Annotated in this window: 19 protein-coding genes; 5 read left to right on the top strand and 14 right to left on the bottom strand. The window is 48.6% G+C overall.

Annotated elements, in window-relative coordinates; all coding sequences use genetic code 11:
* Positions 1-49: 49 nt before the first annotated feature.
* The 7 genes from PPG34_RS11325 to PPG34_RS11295 form a co-directional block, all read right to left on the bottom strand.
* Positions 50-1867 (bottom strand): BatD family protein, encoded by a 1818-nt coding sequence (locus PPG34_RS11325; RefSeq protein ID WP_313833416.1) that lies wholly within the window; start codon positions 1865-1867, stop codon positions 50-52.
* Entirely contained in the window at positions 1861-3702 is a 1842-nt protein-coding gene (locus PPG34_RS11320) for a vWA domain-containing protein (protein ID WP_313833415.1), read from the bottom strand. Before PPG34_RS11320 ends, PPG34_RS11325 begins: the two co-directional genes overlap by 7 nt.
* A complete protein-coding gene (locus PPG34_RS11315; RefSeq protein ID WP_313833414.1) occupies positions 3699-4763 on the bottom strand; it encodes a vWA domain-containing protein in 1065 nt (354 codons plus the stop codon). Before PPG34_RS11315 ends, PPG34_RS11320 begins: the two co-directional genes overlap by 4 nt.
* Positions 4760-5248: a DUF4381 domain-containing protein gene (locus PPG34_RS11310; RefSeq protein WP_313833412.1), complete on the bottom strand. Its 489-nt coding sequence runs from the start codon at positions 5246-5248 to the stop codon at positions 4760-4762. Before PPG34_RS11310 ends, PPG34_RS11315 begins: the two co-directional genes overlap by 4 nt.
* Complete coding sequence (locus PPG34_RS11305) at positions 5249-6217, bottom strand: DUF58 domain-containing protein (protein ID WP_313833410.1); 969 nt, start codon at positions 6215-6217, stop codon at positions 5249-5251.
* Between the two features lie 79 nt (positions 6218-6296).
* Entirely contained in the window at positions 6297-7271 is a 975-nt protein-coding gene (locus PPG34_RS11300; RefSeq protein ID WP_313833409.1) for an AAA family ATPase, read from the bottom strand.
* 256 nt (positions 7272-7527) lie between these two features.
* Positions 7528-8688 carry a glycosyltransferase gene (locus PPG34_RS11295; RefSeq protein ID WP_313833408.1) on the bottom strand — a complete coding sequence of 387 codons (1161 nt, stop codon included), beginning with the start codon at positions 8686-8688 and terminating at the stop codon, positions 7528-7530.
* A 209-nt stretch (positions 8689-8897) separates the two neighbouring features.
* On the opposite strand from PPG34_RS11295, the gene PPG34_RS11290 reads away from it, so the two are divergent.
* Positions 8898-9134 carry a hypothetical protein gene (locus tag PPG34_RS11290; RefSeq protein WP_313833407.1) on the top strand — a complete coding sequence of 79 codons (237 nt, stop codon included), beginning with the start codon at positions 8898-8900 and terminating at the stop codon, positions 9132-9134.
* Between the two features lie 70 nt (positions 9135-9204).
* On the opposite strand, the gene PPG34_RS11285 is transcribed toward PPG34_RS11290, so the two are convergent.
* From PPG34_RS11285 to PPG34_RS11270, 4 genes are all read right to left on the bottom strand, one after another.
* Positions 9205-10440: a cation:proton antiporter gene (locus PPG34_RS11285; protein ID WP_313833405.1), complete on the bottom strand. Its 1236-nt coding sequence runs from the start codon at positions 10438-10440 to the stop codon at positions 9205-9207.
* A 43-nt stretch (positions 10441-10483) separates the two neighbouring features.
* Positions 10484-11269, bottom strand: a complete 786-nt coding sequence (locus tag PPG34_RS11280; protein ID WP_313833404.1) for a dienelactone hydrolase family protein — start codon at positions 11267-11269, stop codon at positions 10484-10486.
* 133 nt (positions 11270-11402) lie between these two features.
* Positions 11403-12758, bottom strand: coding sequence for a cyclic di-GMP phosphodiesterase (locus PPG34_RS11275; protein ID WP_313833403.1), 1356 nt, complete (start codon positions 12756-12758; stop codon positions 11403-11405).
* Between the two features lie 223 nt (positions 12759-12981).
* Complete coding sequence (locus PPG34_RS11270) at positions 12982-14364, bottom strand: cyclic di-GMP phosphodiesterase (RefSeq protein ID WP_313833402.1); 1383 nt, start codon at positions 14362-14364, stop codon at positions 12982-12984.
* A 587-nt stretch (positions 14365-14951) separates the two neighbouring features.
* Here PPG34_RS11270 and PPG34_RS11265 point away from each other — a divergent pair.
* The 3 genes from PPG34_RS11265 (at position 14952) to PPG34_RS11255 (ending at position 20298) form a co-directional block, all read left to right on the top strand.
* Positions 14952-17849 (top strand): peroxidase family protein, encoded by a 2898-nt coding sequence (locus PPG34_RS11265; RefSeq protein ID WP_313833400.1) that lies wholly within the window; start codon positions 14952-14954, stop codon positions 17847-17849.
* Positions 17850-17876: 27 nt separating this feature from the next.
* On the top strand, positions 17877-19232 hold the full coding sequence (locus tag PPG34_RS11260; protein WP_313833399.1) for an FAD-binding oxidoreductase: 1356 nt from the start codon (positions 17877-17879) through the stop codon (positions 19230-19232).
* 112 nt (positions 19233-19344) lie between these two features.
* A complete protein-coding gene (locus PPG34_RS11255) occupies positions 19345-20298 on the top strand; it encodes an acyl-CoA desaturase (RefSeq protein WP_313833398.1) in 954 nt (317 codons plus the stop codon).
* A gap of 291 nt (positions 20299-20589) precedes the next feature.
* On the opposite strand, the gene PPG34_RS11250 is transcribed toward PPG34_RS11255, so the two are convergent.
* From PPG34_RS11250 to PPG34_RS11240, 3 genes are read right to left on the bottom strand one after another with little or no spacing between them, the layout of a single operon-like run.
* Entirely contained in the window at positions 20590-21123 is a 534-nt protein-coding gene (locus tag PPG34_RS11250; RefSeq protein WP_313833397.1) for a DUF1569 domain-containing protein, read from the bottom strand.
* Between the two features lie 58 nt (positions 21124-21181).
* Entirely contained in the window at positions 21182-22327 is a 1146-nt protein-coding gene (locus tag PPG34_RS11245) for a tyrosine-type recombinase/integrase (protein WP_313833396.1), read from the bottom strand.
* Between the two features lie 2 nt (positions 22328-22329).
* A complete protein-coding gene (locus PPG34_RS11240; RefSeq protein ID WP_313833395.1) occupies positions 22330-22941 on the bottom strand; it encodes a CGNR zinc finger domain-containing protein in 612 nt (203 codons plus the stop codon).
* Positions 22942-23243: 302 nt separating this feature from the next.
* Here PPG34_RS11240 and PPG34_RS11235 point away from each other — a divergent pair, with 302 nt between their 5' ends.
* A complete protein-coding gene (locus PPG34_RS11235) occupies positions 23244-23456 on the top strand; it encodes a MerR family transcriptional regulator (RefSeq protein WP_313833394.1) in 213 nt (70 codons plus the stop codon).

The raw sequence follows: 23456 nt of genomic DNA, 5'->3' as shown, positions 1-23456 counted from the left end.
TTTTCGTTTTTTTTAATCATTATTCTTTTCAAGTCAACCCCAAAAAAATTCACGATGCTTCGGTCAGATACAAAGGAGGGAGCCCATCACTGGAACCAGAAGACTTCTGCTCGCACTGCTCCATGGCGCTCGAAACGACTCGGTTACAATCCTGGCCATTCCAAGTACCACCTTCTGAAGAATATAACACACGGTCTAGTTTCCAGACCGCTTTTTTGGCCTCGGCATCGGTCAAACGTTGGGCCACACCCTGTAAACCCAGAGGAGGATGGTGACTCCACTTTTTACCAGCCCAATCTAACAGAGCTTCTTTGGCCTTCTTGGGATTATTGGCATGGCAGGCTTGGGAAAAGGCATGACGGGCATAACGTAAACTATTCGCTTTTACCAAATCCTTGGTCTGTCCGCCTTTTTTGGGATTGACTCGACGATGGTTATACCACCAACCAAAGCCCGTGCCAAACCACAGCACCATGAGCACGCCCGCAATGACTTGCCACATGACCACCGTTGAAGAAGAACCACCGCCCCCACTTCCCGGAACCATGCCTTGATCGAACCCGGAAGATTCTTCCTTTGCCTGCTGCCCAGAAGCCACTGGCGCCAACGTTCCTGAATTCGGTTGCTCACCCGAACGAGTGATTTGACTCCCCGGTTCAGGAAGAATATTCACGATGCGAGAGGGCAACACAGCAACTCGCTGTTGCTTGGTCTTCGAATCCCACCAAGGAATACGCACTTCTGGCAAATGAAGAGGGCCAGAGGCGGTCGGAACAAAGGCCATTTTTTGTTGTCGAATCCCAATAGCCATGGCATCTTCCACTCTCGTTTCGGTTTTGGGTTGATCGGGATAGACGTTCACATTCGGCTGATCGCTCACTGGCAGATCGGGTAATTGCGTTCCCGTTAATCCCTTGGCCACCATGGTGATAGTCCGGGTAATCGGTTCGCCGACCTTGGCCTCTTTTTCAAAACTCTCGGGAAGCCAGCTTTCTTGAAGGATAAATTCTTGAGCCGGCAACCACGTGTCCCCCTGTATCGTTGAAGGAATTGGCTGAACCGTAAGTGTGAAACTTTCACTTCGTGTCCGGACCGTTCTCAACGTTCCAAAGGGATCCGCACCAAATAACCCGGGCCGGTTCCCCATCATGTCATCAAACAATGACCGCCGATGCTGCTGATCCTGAACTTTTCCCGTGAATGTCAGCGAGGGAATGGTGACCTTTCCACTCTTTTGCGGGAACAAGGCATACTGCCGTTCAATCACTCCATAGCGCCGACCATCAAGCACCGTTTCATACGAGCGATCTTCCCCAAGTTTTTGCACCAGCACATCGGGAGCCTTGGGTTCATCGAGACTGCCTTCCCGAAGGGAAAGGGCATGAAACAGTTTCATCGTTACCGTAACCTGACTTTGTACGTAGGGATTTTTCGGCTGTACTTGAACGTCCAGAAATAAATCCCGAGCCTGACCCGTCTTCCCTGGTTGTCCTGCAGGGAGAACTTTTAATGTTAAGGGGAGGCTCACTTCCGCACCTACAGGAATGGGTGGAATCACGATCGACCCTTCACGTTTTGGCGCCAGCGTACTCACCCATTCCGTCGAGGATTCCATTTTTCCATTGATAATGCTCGTGCGGCTGCTTTGTGAAGTCCCTAAAACATCAAAATCTTTGGCTAACCCCGAAAGATCTGGCGTGCCATCTGGACTTCCTCCGTTATATTTGACGACGAGTTTCACAGTTTCTTCGATGGTAATGGGATTTCGGTCCACATAGGTCGTGACAGACTGAGCCCAAGAAGTTGTTTGAAAACCGACGGCCAACGTCCCCACGAGCCAAGCCAAAGACCAAAGAATCTTCACCATGATGGCCCCTCCGCTTGCTGAGTATTTCCACGTCGTCGATGCTCTAGTAAAAACTTACGCCGAAGCAGGCCGCCAGGATCATCAGGGATCCGGCGTAACCACTGCTCCGTCGCTTGGCGTTCTTCGAGATCTTCCTCCTGTTCCGGCTCAGCTTTCGCCACTTGCGACTTGTCGGCTTCCTCATTTTGGTCAGGCTGAACGTCTTTCGCAGGACTGTTCGATTGTTCCTCTGCCACATTAGCCGCGTCTTCTTCTGAATTCTGGTGGCCTGGCGAAGACTCGCTTTCTTTTTTATCAGATTGGTTTTTATTTGAAGATGGGACGGAATTTTCCTGATCAGAGTCCCCTGGCCTGTTCTCTTTATTTTGTTGACCTTGGGCATTCTGCTGGTTATTCGACCCACTCCCTTGGTTCTCCGAACCTTGCGAAGACTGTTGATCGCCTTGGCCGTTTTGGGATTGTTGCTGTTGTTGTTCTAATAACTTCTTGACGAGATCGGCATTATGCTTTGCATCTTCGTGACTGGGATTCTGGTGAAGCGTTTGTTCATAAGACTTCAAAGCGTCTTCATATTTTCCCAAGCGTGCGAGCGCATTGCCTTGGTTATAGAGACTCTCAGGATTGCTCTGATCACCAAAGGCTTGAGCCGCTTCCTCATATTGCCCCGAACGATAATGGGCCACGCCTTGCCAATTTGGGTCTTGAAATAATTCAGCGGCTTCTTTGGGCTTCCCTTGTTGCAGCTTTCGAGTGGCTTGTTGATCGGGACGACTCCACAGATCTTCCCAGGTCCACGCATAAGCCGGCATTGGAATCAGGACACCAATCAATAACACGACGCCAAACCAACCCCGACGAAATGCCAGCACGCCAATCATGAGTACGGCAAGAACGAGCCATGGTCCTTCTTCTTGCCATTGATCAGTGTTTCGCTCGGTATCTTCTGCTTCATCAATCGTTGGAGCCTTGAGAGATGCATCCAAAATTCTATCAAGATCGCGATCATCAGGTTGCAAAGTTTCGAACAGGCCTCCTCCCAATCGAGCCAACTCTTGCAAGATTCCTGGATCGAGTTTAGGAATCACAATAGCCCCGGATTGATCCGTCAAAAACCCCCCACTTGGTAATGGAATGGGCGCACCTTCTTCGGAACCCACTCCTAGCACCGACACCACCCGACCTTTATCACGAAGTGCCTCTGCCGTATTCTTTACCGATGACGATTCAGCGCCATCGGTAATAAGTAGAATGGTCCCTTCGGAGACTGTGCTTTGCACCAAAAGTTCATCCGCTCGTTCCAAGGCTAATTCAGGACGACTACCTTGAACAGGGGCCAAGTCCGTCGACAATGTCGGAACCATAGAAGCAATCGTTTTCGCATCATCGGTCAGAGGGGAAACCACAAATGGATCATAGGCAAATACCACCAATCCGGTTTGCCCTTCGGTCCGCCGTTTCAGAATGTCCAACACTTTGTGCTTTGCCCGAGTCAGCCGTGAGGGACGAAGATCCTGCGCATCCATTGAGCGGGAGATGTCGAGCACAATAACAAGGGCCGACTCCGACCGGACCACTGGCTGCGGCAGTTTTGACCACACCGGACCTGCCAATGCCAGAAGTGCCAGACTCCACCCAAGGCCCAACAACACCCAGGCGCTTTTTCCGCCGGTCTGATCATTCCCTATTAATAAATGTGGCAATAGATGGGGATCACAGACCTGTTGCCAGGATCGTCCGGCTTGGATACTGCGCATTAATCGCCACAGGACCCAGGCTACCGGGATCAAACCAAACAACCACCATGGTCTGAGAAAATGAAACGCGTCGACTTTCATCCAATTGCCACCTTCGACAACGATGCTCCACTCAATGATTCGACTTTTTCCCGTTTCGAAAAAGGATTGCGCAGACCGAGATGCCTTACCGACATCAACATTGACAGCATCATCGCTACCCCTAATGGCCACACATATAAATCCGTAATAGGGCGAAAATACTCTGTGTCTGTAATCACCGGCTCAATTTGATCCAGTTGTTGATACACCGTCTCGAGCCCTTTCGTATCGCGAGCACGGAAGTAGACGCCTCCGGTGAGTTCTGCGATGGTACTCAACGTCTTTTCATCCAGGTCACTGGCTGGATTGACCACGCGCGTCCCAAACATCGTGTCCATTTCCATGTAATCCGATCCCACGCCAATGGCATGGATGCGAATACCTTCCTTAGCCGCCAGTTTCGCAGCTTGGATGGGATCCACCTCTCCCGCGGTGTTGGATCCATCCGTGAGCAAGATGAGGATGCGATGGTCTTGGGATTGATGTTGAAACCGCTTCACCGCCAATCCAAGCGCATCGCCAATGGCTGTTTCTTTTCCCGCCAAACCGATGGCGCTCTCTCGCAACATTTGCTGGACAGTCTGTCGGTCAAAGGTCAGTGGTGTTTGTAGATAGGCTTTCGATCCAAACAAAATCAGACCGAGGCGATCGCCCTTGCGACGTTGAATAAATTCTCCGGCCACCTCTTTCACCACCTGCAAACGATTGGCTTTTTCCCCATTCAAGGCAAAGTCGGGAATTTCCATGCTGCCGGAAAGATCCACCGCCAACATGACATCTCGTCCACTTACTGGTAAGGCAATGGGATCACCCACCCATTGCGGTCGAGCCCCCGCGATCACCAGACAGGTCCACACCAAGAAGGCCATCCAAAATATTCCAGATTGTAGGGGAGAGGATTTCTGAAGAACATGCCCGCCCTCCCCCTCCGTGACTGCTTGATAAAATGGAACACGAAGGGCAGATTCGGATTTCAGGGGTGTCGCACGAGGAAGCACATACCTCACCACAAATGGAAGCAACAAACCGACTAACACCCAGGGCCAGGCAAACTCCATCATGGTTTCGGCCTCCGGTTCCCTTGGAGCCAATGTTCCACGGCAGCGATCAACTCTTGTCCTTGAACCGGTTCGTGACTACCATAGGGTACCGAGACCAATACCCTTCCTGTGCCATCCGTAAATTGGTTCGTTTGTCCTTTTTCATTGAGAAAAGTTAGCCATTTTTCACCCGTGAGGCCAGCGACCCGTTCTCGTCCATAGACCGCGATAGCATATCGACGCAGAAGACGGGACACCCCAATCGTAAGAGTATGATCTTGTTGATTCGCTGCGTAGGATTCGCGCAATCCTTGGAGTTCATGACGGGCGGTTCGCAATGCCTTGGGTGTTCGAAATTTTCGAAAGGCCCATATTGAAAGAGGGATCAGACCCATGACGAGGATCAAAGCGATCCACCATCCAAGCGCAGGAGGCCAAAACGACACGGGGTCTGGAAGATGAATATCCCGCAAGTCACTCAGCGGATCCGAGGCACCATTCATCATTCAACCCATCTTGCTGTAGGTCCCGGCATGGTGATACCAACGCCTGGCACTCACTTGTCTCAAGCCATCACGCACGCCGTCCGGCACAAATTGGTTGGTCGCCAAGGTGAAAAATCCCAAGCCGGACTTGAGACACAAGGTTTGGATCTTGTTCTGGCGTTCCTGAAACTGCTGACGATATTTGGCCACGGTCTGATCATGGCCTGTATCTAGCCACGTCGACCGTATACCATCACTGACCTTATACATTCCCGGAGGAGGAGGTGTTGCTTCCAATGAATCGAAGGGCATGATACAGACAAGTTCGTTATGGACACCCAAGCGAGCGATGGCAGATTCACATTGAGCATCCAAACCCGCAAAATCGCTGACAAGAAAAATTTGGCTTCCTGGCCGAGTAATTCGAATGATCCGTTTCAAGGCCGAGGACAATGGCGATTCAGAATTTAGCCCCTGCTTTCCCGTAGATCTCGCCACGGTATGAAGAGCCGACATCGTATGAATGAGTCGAAGCACACTTCCCCGACCACCAGCCGGACGAAGTTCTTGGTGCCCTGATTCAGAACATAAGACCGCCCCGACCCGATCTCCTTTTTTCATGGAGACCCAGGCTAATAATGCTGACGCTTGGGCTGCCACAACGGATTTAAACGCGACTTTGGTTCCAAACAGCATGGAGACACTAAAGTCCACGAGAAATAACACCGGACGCTCACGTTCTTCGCGAAAGAGTTTTAAATGCGGATGTCCGGTTCTCGCCGTCACTCGCCAATCCATATGGCGAACATCATCACCAGCTTGGTATCGGCGAACTTCTTCAAAGTCGATCCCTCGCCCTTTAAAGGGAGACAGCTGGCCCCCAGCTAATAACGACAGTGCCCGCTTGCGAGACGTCACCTCCAAGGCCCCCACCTGATGGCGAAGGCCAATAAGTTCTTTTACATCAATGTCGATACCGGGGAGGGTCATGGGGGAATTTTCGTTGTCTTTCGTATTTCGTATTTTAACAAGATACCAGATACGAACGACGAGATACGCCTTACCTCATTTAAGGAACGGCCACCCGCGCAAGAACTTCTGACACAAATCGATCTGGAGTAATGCCGTCTGCTTCGGCTTCAAAGGACAGGAGCACCCGGTGGGATAACACATTATGCGCCATGGCCTGAATATCCTCGGGGGAGACATAGTCACGGCCCTGCAGCCAGGCATGAGCCCGGGCACATCGTTCTAATCCAATGGTCGCACGAGGGCTCGCACCAAATCGAACCCATCGACCCAGATCTTCAGAATATTTAGCCGGCTCTCGAGTTGCCATCACCAGATGCACGATATACTCTTCAAGCGCCGGGGACAGATGGAGATTCAACACGGCTTGCCGAGCGGCCAGTACAGTTTTTTCGGGAATAGGAGTGAGGTCTATCGGCAATTTGGAAAATTCTGTTTGCGCCTGTTGCCGAACAAGTTTCGCGATTTTCTTCTCTGATTCCACATCCGGATAGTCCACACGCACGTACATCAAAAATCGATCCAACTGGGCTTCGGGTAACGGGTACGTGCCTTCTTGCTCAATTGGATTTTGCGTTGCCATCACCAGAAACAACTCCGGCAGAGGATAACTGGTTCGCCCAATCGTGACCTGCCGTTCTCCCATGGCTTCCAACAACGCAGACTGGACCTTGGCGGGCGCACGATTGATTTCATCCGCCAATACTAGGTTATGAAAGATCGGCCCCTGCTGAAAACGGAACGATCCATCCTGGGGACGATAAATATCCGTACCCGTAAGATCGGCAGGTAATAAATCAGGCGTGAATTGAATGCGATGAAAGTTGGCTTCAAGACCCGAAGCCAGAGTTTTAATAGCCGTGGTCTTGGCCAGACCCGGGGCACCCTCAACCAAAAGGTGTCCATCAGCCAGTAGAGCAATGAGTAACCGGAGGGTCAGCCCCTCTTGCCCAATGACTTGTTGGTTCAGGTACTGCTGAAGTTGATGAAATGCTGAATGTTCAGATCCTGACATCGGTCTTGATATGAACATTAATTGAGGCAAATTGACAACATCATTGGGGGACCTTGTCTAGTTTAAGGTTTCAGCCCCCTTTGGTTTACCTTTTTATAATAAAAAATTGTTTCCCAGAGTCAAGTGGGCGATGGGGAAAAGGAACAAAATTTCTTACTGGAAATTGACGTCGAGGTTATTGATTCTCACATGTCTACAAAAAGGAACCGGAATCCTAATTTTTCGCTTTGAGGCTGACAAATAGATGCTTGGGATATTAGACTTTATTATTTTTCAAAGCCTTCAAGGTATAAAAGGTCTCCCTCCAGTAAATGCCTCCTTGCCAGAGAGTCAAAATGGTCGCTCGGCACTGGATATACACCAACAGACTAATGGTCAGGGGAAGGAGTAACCCTTGCCAAGGTTTGACTCCGTGTGGCGCCATGGCAATCCCAAAGCTTCCGACCATCATGAGTACTGTGAGCGCATACAAGATTTGCGGGACTCCTGTGGTCACCCACATCCCGATCCACGGCCAAATGTGAAACAGTAAAGAGCCAATGGTCGCCAAAATCACCAGCGACAGGCGATACTCCATTCCGGCGTACATGTTTTTCATCAAACCCTGAATCAATTCGGGTACGGATCGGTACCATTCCACTGTAACCATACTTTGGCCATTGAGCACATCCGCCCGAAAGCCGTTCAGCTTCACCAATTTTCCCAACTTGAGATCGTCATCAGGCCTCAGTGCAATGGCCTGGTGGCCACCGATGGCCCGATAGACCGAGGTTCGGACAAGATTGAACGCTCCTATGCCCATGTACCGTCGGCTTTTCGGATTTCGTACCCTCCAGGGTTGAAACAGCATAAACATGAAGATCCCAAAGGTCGCGGAGAGCGATCTGAGAAAAAACCCGGGCATGGTGTCTTCCGGTACCACCGTGAGATGATCCAACCGGTTGGCTTGAACATGGCTCATGGCTTTTCTAAGTGCCAAAGGATGAAACACGATATCCGCATCGGTGAAAAGAATAAACTCTCCTAGCGCCTGCCGAGCCGCCATGTGAAGGGCATGGGTTTTCCCCAACCACCCGTCCGGTAACGATTGAATATGCATGAGCGTTAGCCGGGGATCCTGTTCCGCCAATTGTTTCAAAATGCTTCCGGTTCCATCCGTGGACCGATCATTCACCACCACAATCTGCAGGTCAGGATAATCCAGCCTTAAAACTGACTGGAGCGCTTGGTTCACATTGCGTTCTTCATTTCTCGCCGGGATAACCACGGTGACTTTCGGCCAGTTCTGAGTAGGCCCCTCATCCAACGAGGCCAACACAGTCAAGGCATGTCTCTTCAAAATTAGAAGAATGCCGATCGGCAGCCAAAACCCCGCGCTGAGAATGGCAAGAATGAAATTAATGGTGTCGGTGTCCATGACTTATGTTGCCAAAATTATGACTCTTTTTTGTCGCGCGAATAGCCGATGAATTCCTGAGCGAGGAAAGGTCCTCTAGGCATCATAGTTTTTGGTGTAGCCCAACTACCGCGCTGAATTAGGAATTCTGGTACGACCCTTGCGTACCTCGTCAGTGAGAACCATTTACTCACCCACGGCCCATGGGGGCTTACACACACAAAGGCATTATGACACTCGACCCACGAGCGCAACTGGCCCAGACCATGCAGATAGGATTAGCGAATCGGAAGAAACCCACAGCGAGCAAGAAACTTCACCCCCCTCGGGAGCGCCACCCGCATGAGACTCAACACGCCCAGCAAGCCATGGACGCCTTGACCAAAGCCCTGTTAGACCCCTGTACGACCGTACAAGAAGCTATGCTTGAGTCTCGGGTAGAGCGATCCAAAAGAGAGTCATCATAGGACGAAATTCGATCAGAACATTATTTAGGCTGGCTTTCTTAATTGTCTCCAACTACTCCACCGAACGCCTTCAGGATACGGACAGGCGTTTCACCAGTTTCTCCATAGTTAATCCTTGGACCACAATGGAGAACACGACTACCGCATAGGTGATCGCTAGGATCACGTCTCGTTCCGGGCTCGTTGGTAACGATAAGGCTAAGGCCACGCTGATTCCCCCACGTAGTCCGCCCCAGGTCATCAGCCAGATCGCACCAGGCGAAAATGTGCGCACCCGACGAAGCAGGGTCATGGGCAATCCGATGGCCACCAAGCGACAAAGCAAAATTAAGGGAATAAGCGCTAAGCTTGCGAGCAGATATTCTTGGGTAAAAGTGAGAACCAACACTTCCAGGCCGATCAGTACAAAGAGAACCGCATTCAGGATTTCATCGAGCAGTTCCCAAAACACATCCAGATGTTCCCGAGTTTTTTCAGACATCGCGAAACGGCGCCCTTGATTCCCAATGACCAGGCCCGCTACCACAATGGCAATCGGCCCCGAAAGATGTAGGGCATCGGCCAGAGCATAGCCACCGGTGACCAGCGCCAAGGTGATAATGACTTCTACCTGGTATTGGTCGATGCTTTTAAGCAGGCCATAGCCTAGCGCCCCCAAGGCTAAACCAAAAAGCGTGCCACCAATGGCTTCTTGGGCGAAGAGTCCTGCCATATGACTCATGGTGGGTTCATGCGTGCTTGTAGCGATTTCCGCCAAGACGAGGAAGATCACCACCCCCACACCATCATTGAACAATGACTCCCCGGTAATCTTTACTTCCAAACTTTTGGGTGCTTTGGCATTTTTTAAAATCCCCAGAACGGCAATAGGGTCGGTTGGGGAAATGAGGGCTCCGAACACCAGACACATGACTAAGGGGAGCGCGACGCCCAACAGTCCAAGTACCCACCAGGTTATTGTCCCCACTAAAAAGGTCGAGACCACCGTCCCCACCGTAGCTAATATTCCAATAGTCCATTTGTGTTCATGCAAATCATCGAGTTTGACGTGCAGGGCTCCCGCAAAGAGAAGGTAGCTGAGCATGCCATGAAGGAGCGTGGCATTGAAGTCAATGCTAGAGAGCCACCGCGCCGCATGATCCCCGAGGTGCAAGCCGGCAAGATCAATTATTTGAAGAAGTAACGAGGCTAACAAGGCAATGACCATCACGCCGATGGTGACGGGCAGCCCAATGAATCGATGGTTGAGGTAGGCAAAGCCAGCGGTCAGGCTGATAACGATAGCAAGAATGTCAAACAATTCCATGAGAGAGAGGCGGGATCAAACTTGAATGTAAGAAGGGCACCATTTAGGGGGTCAAAAAGATTTCATCAAAAAAAAGTTGCATATGTTTCCATGATCGAACATCCGCGGCCTGATCATATTTGAGGGCATCCATGCCACGCGCATCCGCACCGGGGTCAGTGAAACTGTGCCGGGCACCGGCGTAGAATACCATCTGCCAATCAACGTTGGCTTTGTCCAAGGCATTTCTGAATTTTCGAATGTGGTCCTCTTTCTGAAACGGATCGGCATTGCCATGTGCAATTAGAATCTTGGTTTTCACCTTAGTCGCTTGCTTCCCTATTGGCAATGGCAAGGCTCCATGGAAACTGACCGCCCCCTTGATCTCTTCTCCACTATAAGCCAACTGGATGACCGTCGCCCCACCAAAACAATACCCGATGGCGGCAATGTTTTTTGGATCCACCTGCTCTTGGCTTCGTAACACCGCCAATCCTTTTATGGCTCGAGCCTGCCATTGGCTTACATTGGCTTGCACCTGCTTCATCCAGGCACCTGCTTGATCCGGATGAACCGTGATCTTATCTTTTCCATACATATCCGCGGCAAACGCCACATAGCCCAGTTGCGCAAGTTGTCGAGCACGGTCGCGCGCGTAGTCATTCAATCCCCACCATTCATGGACGACTAAGATGCCCGGACGCTTGCCGGTTATCGAGTCATCCCAAGCAAGAATACCTTCAAGCTGAACTTCACCATGTTGATAGGAAATGGCTTGGGTTTGAACCTTTGCCAAAGCAAAAGCAGAAGGCATGAGAATCAACACGAGTGTGAAGATAACCGTTCGCATATTGTCTCCTTGAAATTACCACCCATGCCACATGAATTTATGGCGAAGTACACCTGAAAGGGAAGAACTATTTGAGAGGGTTATACCGAAAAACGAGGTTTGTCACAATGACTACAGGTCAGAGAAGAATCAACTATCTCAACACTGGTTGAGGCGACGCTCCCACAGATATTCCCACGGCAGAGGGGAAGTATCCCGTCACTCGATGAGGGCTCAAGTATTCACGGACGGCCCGGCTCAATTCCTTAGGCTTTAAGCTTTTCTGAATCGTCAAGCCTTCTTCCTTTGCCAAATCCACAATGACGGCTTCGTCATAGGAAACATTGGGAACGTAGAGCATTATTTGAGGTTTGGTTCTAGTATTGGAATTAATACTCACCACAACACCCACGGAACCGTCGCTCAATTCGACCACCGTTCCTGGAGGATAAACACCAAGCGCCTTTATGAGAACAACCAGAATATTGGGATCGAATTCCCCGGTTTGGTTGACAGACGCATTCTTATACAGCTGAGAAAGAGCTTCGTACGGAGTATGGTTTTGCTGGCGATTGGGGTTATTGCAGAGATCATCGTATTCATCGACAGCCATGACGATTTTAGCTAACAGGGAAATCTCATCCCCAGCCAATTGATTGGGATGACCACTCCCATTGAGCCGCTCATGATGTTGAGCAATAATCTTGATGCTGGCTTCAGGAAAATCCTCCATTTTCAACACGCTTTTCAATCCTTGCTCGATATGGAGAGAAGGATCAGCCGCTTGATGCACAAATCCTGGCTTGGTCAGACGGAGTTGCCTCGGGAGATTCAAAAACCCGATGTCATGAGACAACGCCCCCAGTCCTAAGTGCATAAGGTCTGCTTGTTCGAGCTCCAATTCTTTTCCTACAAGGAGGGACAACACGCAGACGTTCATCACATGAAAATACAACGGATCGTCAATTTCTGTTGAGTTCATCACTTCGAGAAGTGCCATGAGTGTTCGTTCGCTGGACAAAGATTTCGTCAAGTTCGTTAAAATTTTTTCCGCACTTTGTAGGCCCCTGGGATCCCCTGCCGACAAATTCTTGAGCGCCACTTTGGCCTGCTTGGTGGATTCCTGATAGGCCTCTTCCGAGCGTTTGATCTGATCACGCCGTTCCTTAAACGCCTTTGTGCGTTCTTTCCTATCTCCAGGAAGTATATCCGAATCCTCTTCTCTCTCTACTTTTGCCTCCACAGGACTTTCTGGAATTGGAGCTACTTCTGGAACTATTTCTCTGGCTGTAACGGAACTGTCGGGATCTTCTTCCGAGGGAGGTAATACATCGGAGAGGTTGGGATCATAAAACAGTTTTAGGTTAGTAATTTTTTTTATGGTTTCTAAATCTTTTTGAGAGGTGACCTTAAACTTGTTCGTGGCAAAGGGATGCCGCCACCAGGAACAATCCAGCTTCACAAACATTCCTTGAGCAAGGTCTTCTGTTTTCAAAGGCTTAAAAGGCATAGCGGATTAACCCATTGTCATAAAAGCGGATCGAAAACCTTGTTACATAAGGATTATTTCGGTTTTTTAAGAGGTAAGCTAAAGAAAAAGAATGGAGTTATATTAATTGGGTACTGTTTAAGGTTCTTCTGAATGTTACCCAAATTTCACATTGGCGATGACACTTAGTTTCCGACTCGCTCAACGGTCCAATCAGGAAGGAGCCAAGCCACTGAATGGATGGTTAGGAAACTGCCTGTCTGGCTTGTGAGAAAAGTGAAATTTCAGATGAAGAAGGGAAAAAACCTGTAACCCGATTTGGGCAAAGATAGTTTTTTGCTACTTTACTGATCTCCTGAGGACGAAGACTTTTTTCAATGGATAATTCTTCATCTTGAGATAGATCGACAATGACGGCTTCATCCTGCGGAACATCAGACTCATAAATCATAACCTGCGGCTTTGTTCGGCATTGAGGATTGATACTAATGACCACCCCGATCGACCCGTCATTCAATTCCACCAATGTTCCTGGCGGATAGACTCCCAGGGTTTTGATGACGAGAATCAGAATTTCCTCATCAAATTCTCCCGTTTTCCTTACCGTGGCATTTTTATACATGAGGGAGAGTGCTTCGTAAGGAGTCAACCCTTCCTCGTCGTCCTGACCGTTACACAGCTCATCGTACTCATCGACAATCATCACAATTTTGGCTAAAAGGGAAATTTGGTCTCGGGTGAGTCCATGGGGATATCCCCGACCATTAAGACGTTCATGATGTTGCGCAATGATTTGTATCCCGGGTTCCGGAAACTCAGGAATTCGTCCAATTCCGGAAAGACCTGCCTCAATGTGGAGTTTTAAATTTGCTCCTTCCCTCGCAAATCCAGCTGTGGTTAAACACACAGCTCGCGGAATTTTGAGATATCCGATGTCATGGGCCAACGCGCCCAATCCTAATGTCGTCAAATCTTTTCCTGATAGTCCCATGATTTTTCCCACCAACATCGAAAGGACACAGACATTCATGGCATGAACAAAAAGCGGATCTTCAGTATCCTTAGAGTTCATCACCTCGAGAAGGGCCATGACAATTCGGTCCTCCCCCAACGACTTGGTCAAGTCCGATAGCAAATTTTCTGCCATGCGTAACCCGGCTATATCACCGGATGCCATATTTTTGAGAGCAATTTTGGTTTGTTTTGCCGCGTCTTCATAAGCCCGTTCCGTTTTCTTGAGTTGGTTTCTCCGTTCTCGATAAGCTTCGCGCCGCTTTCCGCGATCCTCCGCCAGAACCCTGATCTTATGTTCTTTGGCTTCTTCCTCTCTATCTTGGCGCTCTGCATCAAATAAGTGAACCTTTTGATCTCCACTCACCTGCGCAGAAGATCCAGGAAAGGAATATCCTTGACCCTCTGGTGGTTTTTCTTCTATTTCCGAGCCGGTATCCGAAAGCTCAGGATCATAAAACAACGTAAGTTTTGATATTTTCTTTATAAGGCGGAGTTCAGCTGCGGTGGTAACTTTAAAAATGTTTTTGGCGAAAGGGTGCCTCCACCATGAACACTCTAGCTTGACATAGTGTCCGATTCGCAAATCTTCAATTTTTAAGGGTTTGAATGGCATGGACCTGTTCCAACTACGGAAATATTCGGACCAAGAAATCATGGGCTAAACTATTTTTTCCACCGAGGCCCCTAAGAATGAGGAGAGCTCTATGAAATTTTGCTTCCTTAATGTTCATTGATTTGAGTTCGTTTTAAATGAGTGGTTCCACAGATTCTTGGAAGTAGGATGAATTTGTGCCAAAAAATTTCTAGTGATCCGCTCTCCCCAAAAAAGGAGCCCCATTCCCTACAGAACGAGGCTCCTCACTCAAGGACGTTTTCTCCAGGTTAAGGATCTAGGGAAACCAAATACGAACCTAGCCCAGGACATATGGACGGTCTGTGGGCAAGCATACAAAAAAGATTTACTAAACATCGTGAATTTCTTATGATTCCACTCCGAATTCATTGGTCATTCTCAAGACCAGGCTGACAAGAGGTTGGCTCACGGGGACGAAATGGAAGAGGAATTTCCCAAAACGCCCCAACCATCGGCCTGATGCCGACTCCTCTCTCTTAACCCTGACGCCATCTCAGCCTCATTTGAACTCGATGTATCATGACACGTTGTTATCTATTGGTGATTAACCCATCTGGAGAAATTTCATGAAGAATACTTCTACTGGTCGCTCGTTGCTACTCGCATGCATATTACCTCTTTCCCTTTTGTTCGGATGCGTGACCGATGGGAGCCGGAAAGAAGAAAAAATTTCTCTAGAGAGCTGCAAGGGAAAACTCGTCACCGGTGTTCTCACACTGGCGAAAAAACGGGAAAACCGATTCCTGGGAAAAGTCTCCGAACAGACCGCTTTGTGTCGCGGCGGAACCGAAGCGGCAGCGCAACGCGACACCCCATGGAACGACTGGGCCAATTACTATGCCGTGGGCGACGCCACTTCCAAAAGAGAAGGGATTATAAAAAGCACTGGGCCGTTGAGTCCCAATGGACGAGGCATTAACGGCGCCCTCCTTGATCTGGAACTTCAGCGGATCGGATTAATTAAATTTAACCTCTATGACAATAGCCGTACCTTTGAACATTATATTAAAGGTCGTGAAGGGATTGACGGTCCTGCCCTCAAAACTTGGCCTGAAATGCAACTGCCCGCAGGGCATCCCCACTTTCAAGATGTCTCCACAGAAAGTGGTCAACTATGCCAAGGGGAACTCATTCGCCAGCGAACACTTATGGGAATTTGTAACGATATCAAAAATCCCTTGATGGGCTCGACGGGAATGCTCTTTGCCAGGAATGTGGAATTCGATGAGACCTTTTCCGAATTGAGCCGCACGGAATTGATCCGCAACCGACATGGCGAACGCATCGGACTGTTAACGCCTGATCCTCAAATCATTAGCAGAAAGCTTTTCACCCGCACACAGTCTGACCCCTCGAAATGCCAAGAGGGTTCGGGCTTGGAAGGATATTCCAAAGAGGCCAATTGCGATTACAAGAAGGCCCCGTTCTTCAATGTACTTGCGGCATATTGGATTCAATTTATGACCCACGACTGGTTCGCGCATTTAGATGAAGGCAACAACCATCCCGAATCAATGACAGTTGGGTGTAGGACGGATCTCGGAGGAAGGTCCTTATCGGACAAGGACATTTCCCAACTGGGATGCCGACCCGGCGATGCCATCGGGAAAACCCTAGTTGCTGAAGACAGCGAACCTGAAACTTTTACCCATAATCAGAAATCATATCTGACGCGAGCACCAAAGACTTTTCACAACCATGTGACGGCCTGGTGGGATGCTTCCCAACTCTACGGGTACGACCAGACCTCTCTACAAAGAGTGAAACGAGATCCCTCCGACCCCGCTAAACTATTGTTGGTTGAAAGAAATACACAAGGAAACCCATCCAACGAGTTGGGCTATCTTCCATTGATGGACTCCTCCGATCCTATGCATGACGCCTGGCAAGGTCAAGAAGCCGCAGCCTTTCCGGATAACTGGACCGTGGGCTTGAGTTTTCTTCATAACGTATTCGCTCGTGAGCATAATCTTTTTGTGGAGAAGTTCCGGAAACGCGCAGCAAACACTCCAGATGAAGATTCCGGGCTACGAAATCCTGTGAACCCCAATACGGTCATTGCTTATAAAGACGTCACCCCGGAAGAACTCTATCAAGCCGCACGCCTTGTGGTGTCAGCCGAGATTGCGAAAATTCATACGATCGAATGGACCACCCAGCTACTCTACAACGAGGCCCTGTACAAGGGCATGAATTCCAACTGGAGTGGCCTGTTCGCCGAGCACCCTCTGGTCGCTAAAGCCTTGGAACAAGTCGTGGTGAATAATTTTGGGGAATCGGAAAATTCGAAGAAACAAACTACGTGGTATTCGGTTTTTGCCGTTGGCCCAGGAATTTTCGGTCTTGGAAACGAACGCTACCGAGGGAAGACGGTCCTGTCAGGACTGTTTCCGCTCAAAGAAGATGTTTGGGATCTGACGAATCCCGATCATGTGAACGGAGGCGTGAATCACTTTGGATCACCCTTTAACTTTCCTGAAGAATTTATCTCCGTGTATCGGCTGCACCCCTTAGTACCGGACCTTTTAGAATACCGAGAACTTTCGAACCCCAATGTGGTCAAAGAAAAAGTGCCAGTGGTGGACACCTTTCGCGCTAAGGCGACGGAAGCCATGCGGAGTCGGGGATTGGCCAATTGGGCGACAAGTTTAGGCCGTCAACGATTAGGCCTACTCACACTGCAGAACCATCCACAATTTTTGCAAAATTTGACGATCCCTCATCTGAACTCTTCGACACACAAAATCGACGTGGCCGCGTTGGACCTCATTAGAGATCGCGAACGCGGGATTCCACGATACAACGAGTTTCGAAGACAATATGCTCTCAAACAATTGACGAGTTTTAACGACTTTAATGATGAACGATTGCCTGCAGATTCACCCGCGCGTGAGGAGCAGGAACAACTCGTGAAAGCCTTGCGCGAGGTTTATGGCCAGCACCGCTGTGATGCCTCGAAGATCATTACCCAATCTCAGGTAAACGATGATGGATCTCCCATCAATGATTGTTTGGGTCATCCAGATGGTACGGTTGTGGATAATATTGAGGACGTGGATACGATTGTGGGCTATTTGGCTGAATCCACACGCCCGCATGGATTCGCCATTTCCGAAACACAGTTTGTGGTGTTTATTCTCAACGCCTCTCGCCGGTTGTACAGCGATCGGTTTTTTACGTCCAGCTTTCGTCCCGAGTTTTATTCTTACTTAGGGGTGGATTGGGTCAATGACAATGGACCGACCGGAAAAGTCATGGAAAAGGGCAAGCCCAATGATCATGAGCAAGAAATGTTGCCGATGAAGCGCATCCTTCTCCGAACGATGCCTGAATTGAGCGGAGAGCTGGAACACGTCGTCAACGCCTTCGATCCCTGGGCTCGGGATCGTGGAGAATACTACTCATTAGATTGGAAACCACGACCTGGAGCCGAAGATGACGAAGCATTTTTCAGAAACGAGTAGCGTCTAGGCATTCGGCTGGATCTTATTATGGAAAAACGAAATTGGTTTGGGGATTTGCTTTCTCACCCCAAGGAGGTCGTTACCGTACATTCGGTCGATGATATCGTTCGAGTCCTCACTGATTCCTCGAAGTATCCAAGCCCCGTTCGCGCCACGGGGTCCAATCATTCCACCACTCGGTGCGCCGTGGCGAATGAGGGAACCAATATCGACATGACCGGCATGAATAAGATTGTGTCGATCGGCTCGGATACCGTCACCGCCCAAGCCGGGGCTCTTTATATTGACGTGGCCAAGGAACTGGAGAAACAGGGCCTGCAATTTTATGTAAACGTCGAACTTGGCAATCTATCCATAGGAAGCGCGGCATGTGGTGGGACCAAGGATTCCTCCATGCCTGGGGAATGGGGACAGGTGGCTTCCTATGTCGCAGGGATGAAACTCGTTTTACCATCAGGTGAAGTGCTTGAAGTCACGGAAGCCCAGCCTGACCTGTTACAAATCATGCGCTCCAGTTATGGATTGTTGGGTGTTATCTTTGAAGCGACATTTCGCATTAGACCCCTACAGTCCATGGCCGTCTATCATGAGACCTTTGATCTTGAAGATTTTGCCCAATCGCTTCCCGCCATTTTTGGTAAACCCGAAGCCATCATGATGTACTTATGGCCCTTCGATAACAAAATTACCATTGAATTTAGAAAATATCATGACCGGAATGACCGGGCCCCATCTCGATTCGTCTGGTGGGCGAGGAATATTGTGTGGAAAAATTTTTCACCGCTGTTCGCGTTTCTTGTCACGAAATTGGTTCCCATAAAGGGGCTCCGTTATTTCATCTTGGATACTTTTGGAATACTGCTTCGATTTTCCATGAATTATATTCTTCGAAGTCCGCATACGAGCCCCACGGATCAAATTATCCGATATCCCGAAAAATCTGGAATGAGCCGCTATACCTTCAGTATTTGGGCATTTCCAGAAAAGTCCTTTCTCCAAACCCTGCGGGACTACTTTCAATTTTGCCGGGCCTATTACCGATCAAATAGGTATCGATGCAATATGCTTAATGTGGGATACCGGATTGCCCAGGACCAACAGTCCCTATTCTCGTACTCGTTTCATGAACCAGTGGTCAGTATTGATCCCGTTTCAACTGGCGATCCAGGGTGGAAAGAGTTCCTGCTGGCTTACAACGAGTTTTGTAGTGACCATGGAGGCGTGCCACTCTTTAACCAAAGTTATGGCATTACCCAAGGCCAGGCCAGAAAGGCCTTTGGAGACAGGCTGAACACCTTTGAGGAAACCCGAAAGCGATATGACCCCCAGAATCGACTGTTCAATCATTATTTTCAGGAACTTCTATCCATTGGAAGCGAATAATGGTAGAATAGTTTTTCATTCATCTTGAGACCCGCCCCTCTTGATTCTTCATGACCAATTCGTTTACTTTTTCAAACCTTGTGACTTTTGTGAGAAACACAGGAGTTAATGCATGTCCTTCTTAAGCCGTCCAAAATTCGTGACGTCCATTATTCGTTGGTTTGATGCCCACGCGGTTGATCACAAACCCACGTCTAAAGAGCATCATCAGATAGACTGGGTACAGTCTGCTCCGTTTTTCATCATGCATTTCATGTGTCTTGGTGTTCTATGGGTAGGATGGAGCGGGATTGCCGTGGCGGTAGCCGTGGCACTGTATGGAATTCGAATGTTTGCCATCACCGGATTCTATCATCGCTACTTTTCTCATCGCGCTTTTCGGACCTCTCGGACCTGTCAATTTATATTTGCCCTAGTCGGAGCCACTGCCGTCCAACGGGGTCCCCTGTGGTGGGCAGCTCATCATCGCATCCATCACCGACATTCGGATAAAAAAAATGACCTGCACTCCCCACATCAAAGCGGATTTTGGTGGAGTCAAATTGGTTGGCTCACCTCCAAACAAAACTTTTCCACCAAGCATGACGTGGTCGGGGACTTTTCAAGATTCCCCGAGTTACAGTTTCTCAATCGTTTTGATACCTTGATCCCATTCCTCTTTGCCGTGGGAATTTTTGGACTTGGAACATTACTGGAACATTATGCGCCCGGTCTTGGCACCAACGGGATGCAAATGCTGATTTGGGGATTTTTTATTTCTACGGTGGTCTTGTTACATGCCACCAGCACGATTAACTCTCTTTCCCATTTGATCGGGAAGAGACGCTATGAGACAAGTGACCAAAGCCGAAACAATGTGTTCCTTGCCCTCCTCACCCTAGGCGAAGGGTGGCACAACAACCACCACCATTACGCCTCATCTGCCCGTCAGGGATTTTTCTGGTGGGAAATTGATTTGACCTATTATGGACTCGTCCTGCTCTCGTGGCTTGGCCTAGTCTGGGATCTCCGACCCGTCCCCCACCAATACCTCTACGCCCACGAAGCCAAAAAAGAAGCCGTGTAACCTTGCTTATTAGAACCACAGCAAGACCTGCCTTTTTCACACCTCTTTCATACCTAATCGCCTATTCAACTAAAACTTCCTTGATATTTTTTTCCGACGAACAAGCCCCAAAAAAGAATAATGCGGTACTGTAAGGCCTGAGGCGGCCTTAATTTCCAACCCCACCTTGTTTAGAGCACTAAGAAGTAATCCAAGGGAGGAAAAGGGTAGGCTCCCATCGCTACAAGGGCTTATTTTCCAATGGGGTAAATGTATGCAACACTGACAGGGGAAGAAAGGGAGGAGCGGTTGCTAGATCTTTAATTCTTCCAAGTGGTTATTCAAATGTATGACATGGGCTACGGTGAATTCCTCTTTTGACAACTCACCATACGAAAAATGTGGCTCTAGCTTCCCTTGGTAATCTTGAAATTCCATTAAAGCTTTCCGTAATCGAACCAAAGCGCTTGTCGAATCTTCTTTGATTTCTATAGGTGGCGCTCCGGGAACAGGAGCGGTTAAATCATGAGACATTTTCCCTTGTAAAGAAAAATATGAAAACACGAGTGTCCCCACGGTGCTCTTAAAGAGATCAGAATCATGTTCAGGGTAGCCGGACATGGAATATTCTACGCTTTGGGCGCAATGCGTAAAAATTTGATATGGACTCCATTGGCCAAGGTGGACAATCGTTGTGTTAGTAAACTTGTCTAGTTTTCTTAACGCAGAGTCTACCGTGAGCTCTTCCTTATTCTTTCCTACCAGCAGCCCCATGCATCCGCCTCCGCTGAAACTGACAAGTATCCCACCCATGAGAGAAAGTTTTAGGAACTGTCTACGTTTCATGGGCTTACCTCCGATAGATGTGCCTAGAAACAGGAGAAATGTTTGGAAATCGATCTTATTAATTTGATATCGATTGAGAAAGGATAGACTGGCGCGCCATCAAATCAACCACTTGTGAAGCATCCTTCCTACTTTGCAATCCCTCACTCCCAGTTTTACTCCCAGTTCGAGATTCCAAATTGGCTAAACTGCCCAATTGAATGGCTTCCTTGAGGTGGCTTGGGGCAAGATGGGTGTACTTCAAGGTTGTCCCAATGTCACGGTGACCAAGGATTTCCTGAATGGTTCGTATCGGGACGCCAGCCATGGCAAGGCGTGATGCTGTGGTGTGCCGTAAGGTATGCCAGGAAGCCCCTTGGATGGCGGCCTTTCGCAGGGCCGGTTCAAACGCTCGGCGCATGAAAGCGCGACTATCCATAGGTTGAAGCGGATCTTTGATGCCGGCAAACACAAACGGTGAATTAAGAATGGAATCCAGAGATCGAAGGATTTCTAAGGCTTGGGTGGATAAAGGAACATGCCGGGTACGCCCTCCTTTGGGAAGAGGAATGGTGAGGGTTTGGGCTTCAAAGGAAATGTGGTTCCAGCGGAGGTGGAATTGTTCTTCTCTCCTGATCCCCGTTTCCACAGCAAAAGCCACCAGTTTCCATTCTTCTTCTGCCAAATGTTTACGAAGGTTGAGTAATTCCTCATCGGTAAGAAAACGCACCTTTTCGGCTTCGGGGAAAAACTTTACGGAGCTCACGGGATTCTGACTAATCTTTCCTTCCTTCAAAGCCACCATAAGTACCCGTCGCAGAAAGGCCATATAACGGTTTATCGTCGCTGGCTTCCATTTTCCCTTTGCCCGAATTTTGGCTTGAGTACGCCGGCAATCTTCGATGGTAATTTGGCCGAGCGTTCTTTTTCCCAGCAATAGCTTCCAGAATCGACCATGTCGTTTTTCATTGACAAGGTTTCGATTGGTCGATCCCTCTAAATAGCGATCAATCCAGGCTCGAAGGGAAATGTCTTTCTGTTTATCAAATTTCTCAGGAAAATATTTGCCCTCACGAATATCCGCCCTAAGTCGTCCATACAAAGCCTTGGCCTGTGTTTTATTTTCTGCACGAAACCACTTTTCTCGCCCATTGATGAACAACCTAACCCACCACTTCCCATCTTTAAAAACAATCCCTCTATCTTTGCCTCCAAGCCTTGCCATAACTAAGACTCCTTTCCTTTATCGCCTAATCTTTTTCTATGACGCATTCTCTCCTTTCTTCTAAAACGTGCTACTTTTGCAGCATTTTGACATCGGGGTGAGCAATATTCAGAACGGGCATGTACGGCAAGAAAAAACCTTCCGCATTTCCCACAAAGAAGGTTGCGACCTGGGCTTTGAAGATCAAATGCAAGCATCAAATACATTAGGCCGCATAGAGTTAAACTATCCCACTGGGTTACCCAGCGCATCTCCCTTTTATTCCAAACAGGACGCATCACTACTTTTGTAAGTTCCCCAGCAATGCGCATTGAGATTTTTTCTTTTGCCGCCAGTCGAGTCCGTGCGTTCTTAGCATTTTCGCATTCGACCAGGAATTGAAGAGTTTCCTTCATTGCATTTTGCTCCCTCTGAAATTCCCAAAGCGTTGTTGTTGAACAAAGTTTTTGATCAGGAAAAACACTTCCTCTTGTGTCTTTTTGCTCAGGATCCTCTATTTCCGGATCAAAGTCATAGAATGTCTGATTTCCAAAAGCGGTCTTGTTCAAGGGAATCCATATTTTGTGGGGATTTCCCAAGACCCCGAATTTTTGGCAAAAATCCTTCAATTTCATTGGGTCATTGCCGTCCAAATCTGCAAACAGATGATAAAGGGAACGCGTTCTTCGGGTCTTGGTCGCTTTATACGGATGGTAATAATCAAATGGATTGTAAGGCTTAAGGTCCCATGGAAATATAACGTCCCGATCTATTCTCACAGGTCCGTGCCACCAAATCCCTCTATGATTTATATGTTTCCTCAGCAATTTTGTACCCTATAATGTAACTATTTACTAAATGATAATAGTGTACATAAAATATTCCTATTGGAGATACCTGTCAACCAAAATCGATCAATAGTGTAGAAGGAGGAACCATGAAGTCAGAAAAACTGATCAGCGTTTTTGAGGCAGAGGAATTGACTGGACGAAAGGCTTCAACGTGGCGGAGGGACATTTTAGAAAGAAGAGTGCCCAGCGTAAAAATTGGGCGATTGATTCGCATTCCGATCGAAGCTGTTGAAGCATTGATTAAGACGGGGTGGCGAGACGAGGTTAAAACTCCTTTGGGAAGATCCGGGGAAATGTAA

The organism is Candidatus Nitronereus thalassa, assembly GCF_032191465.1.
Taxonomy (GTDB): Bacteria; Nitrospirota; Nitrospiria; order Nitrospirales; family UBA8639; genus Nitronereus; species Nitronereus thalassa.
The sequence above is the reverse complement of the archived record's forward strand: the minus strand, read 5'-3'. Positions and strand labels throughout refer to the sequence as shown.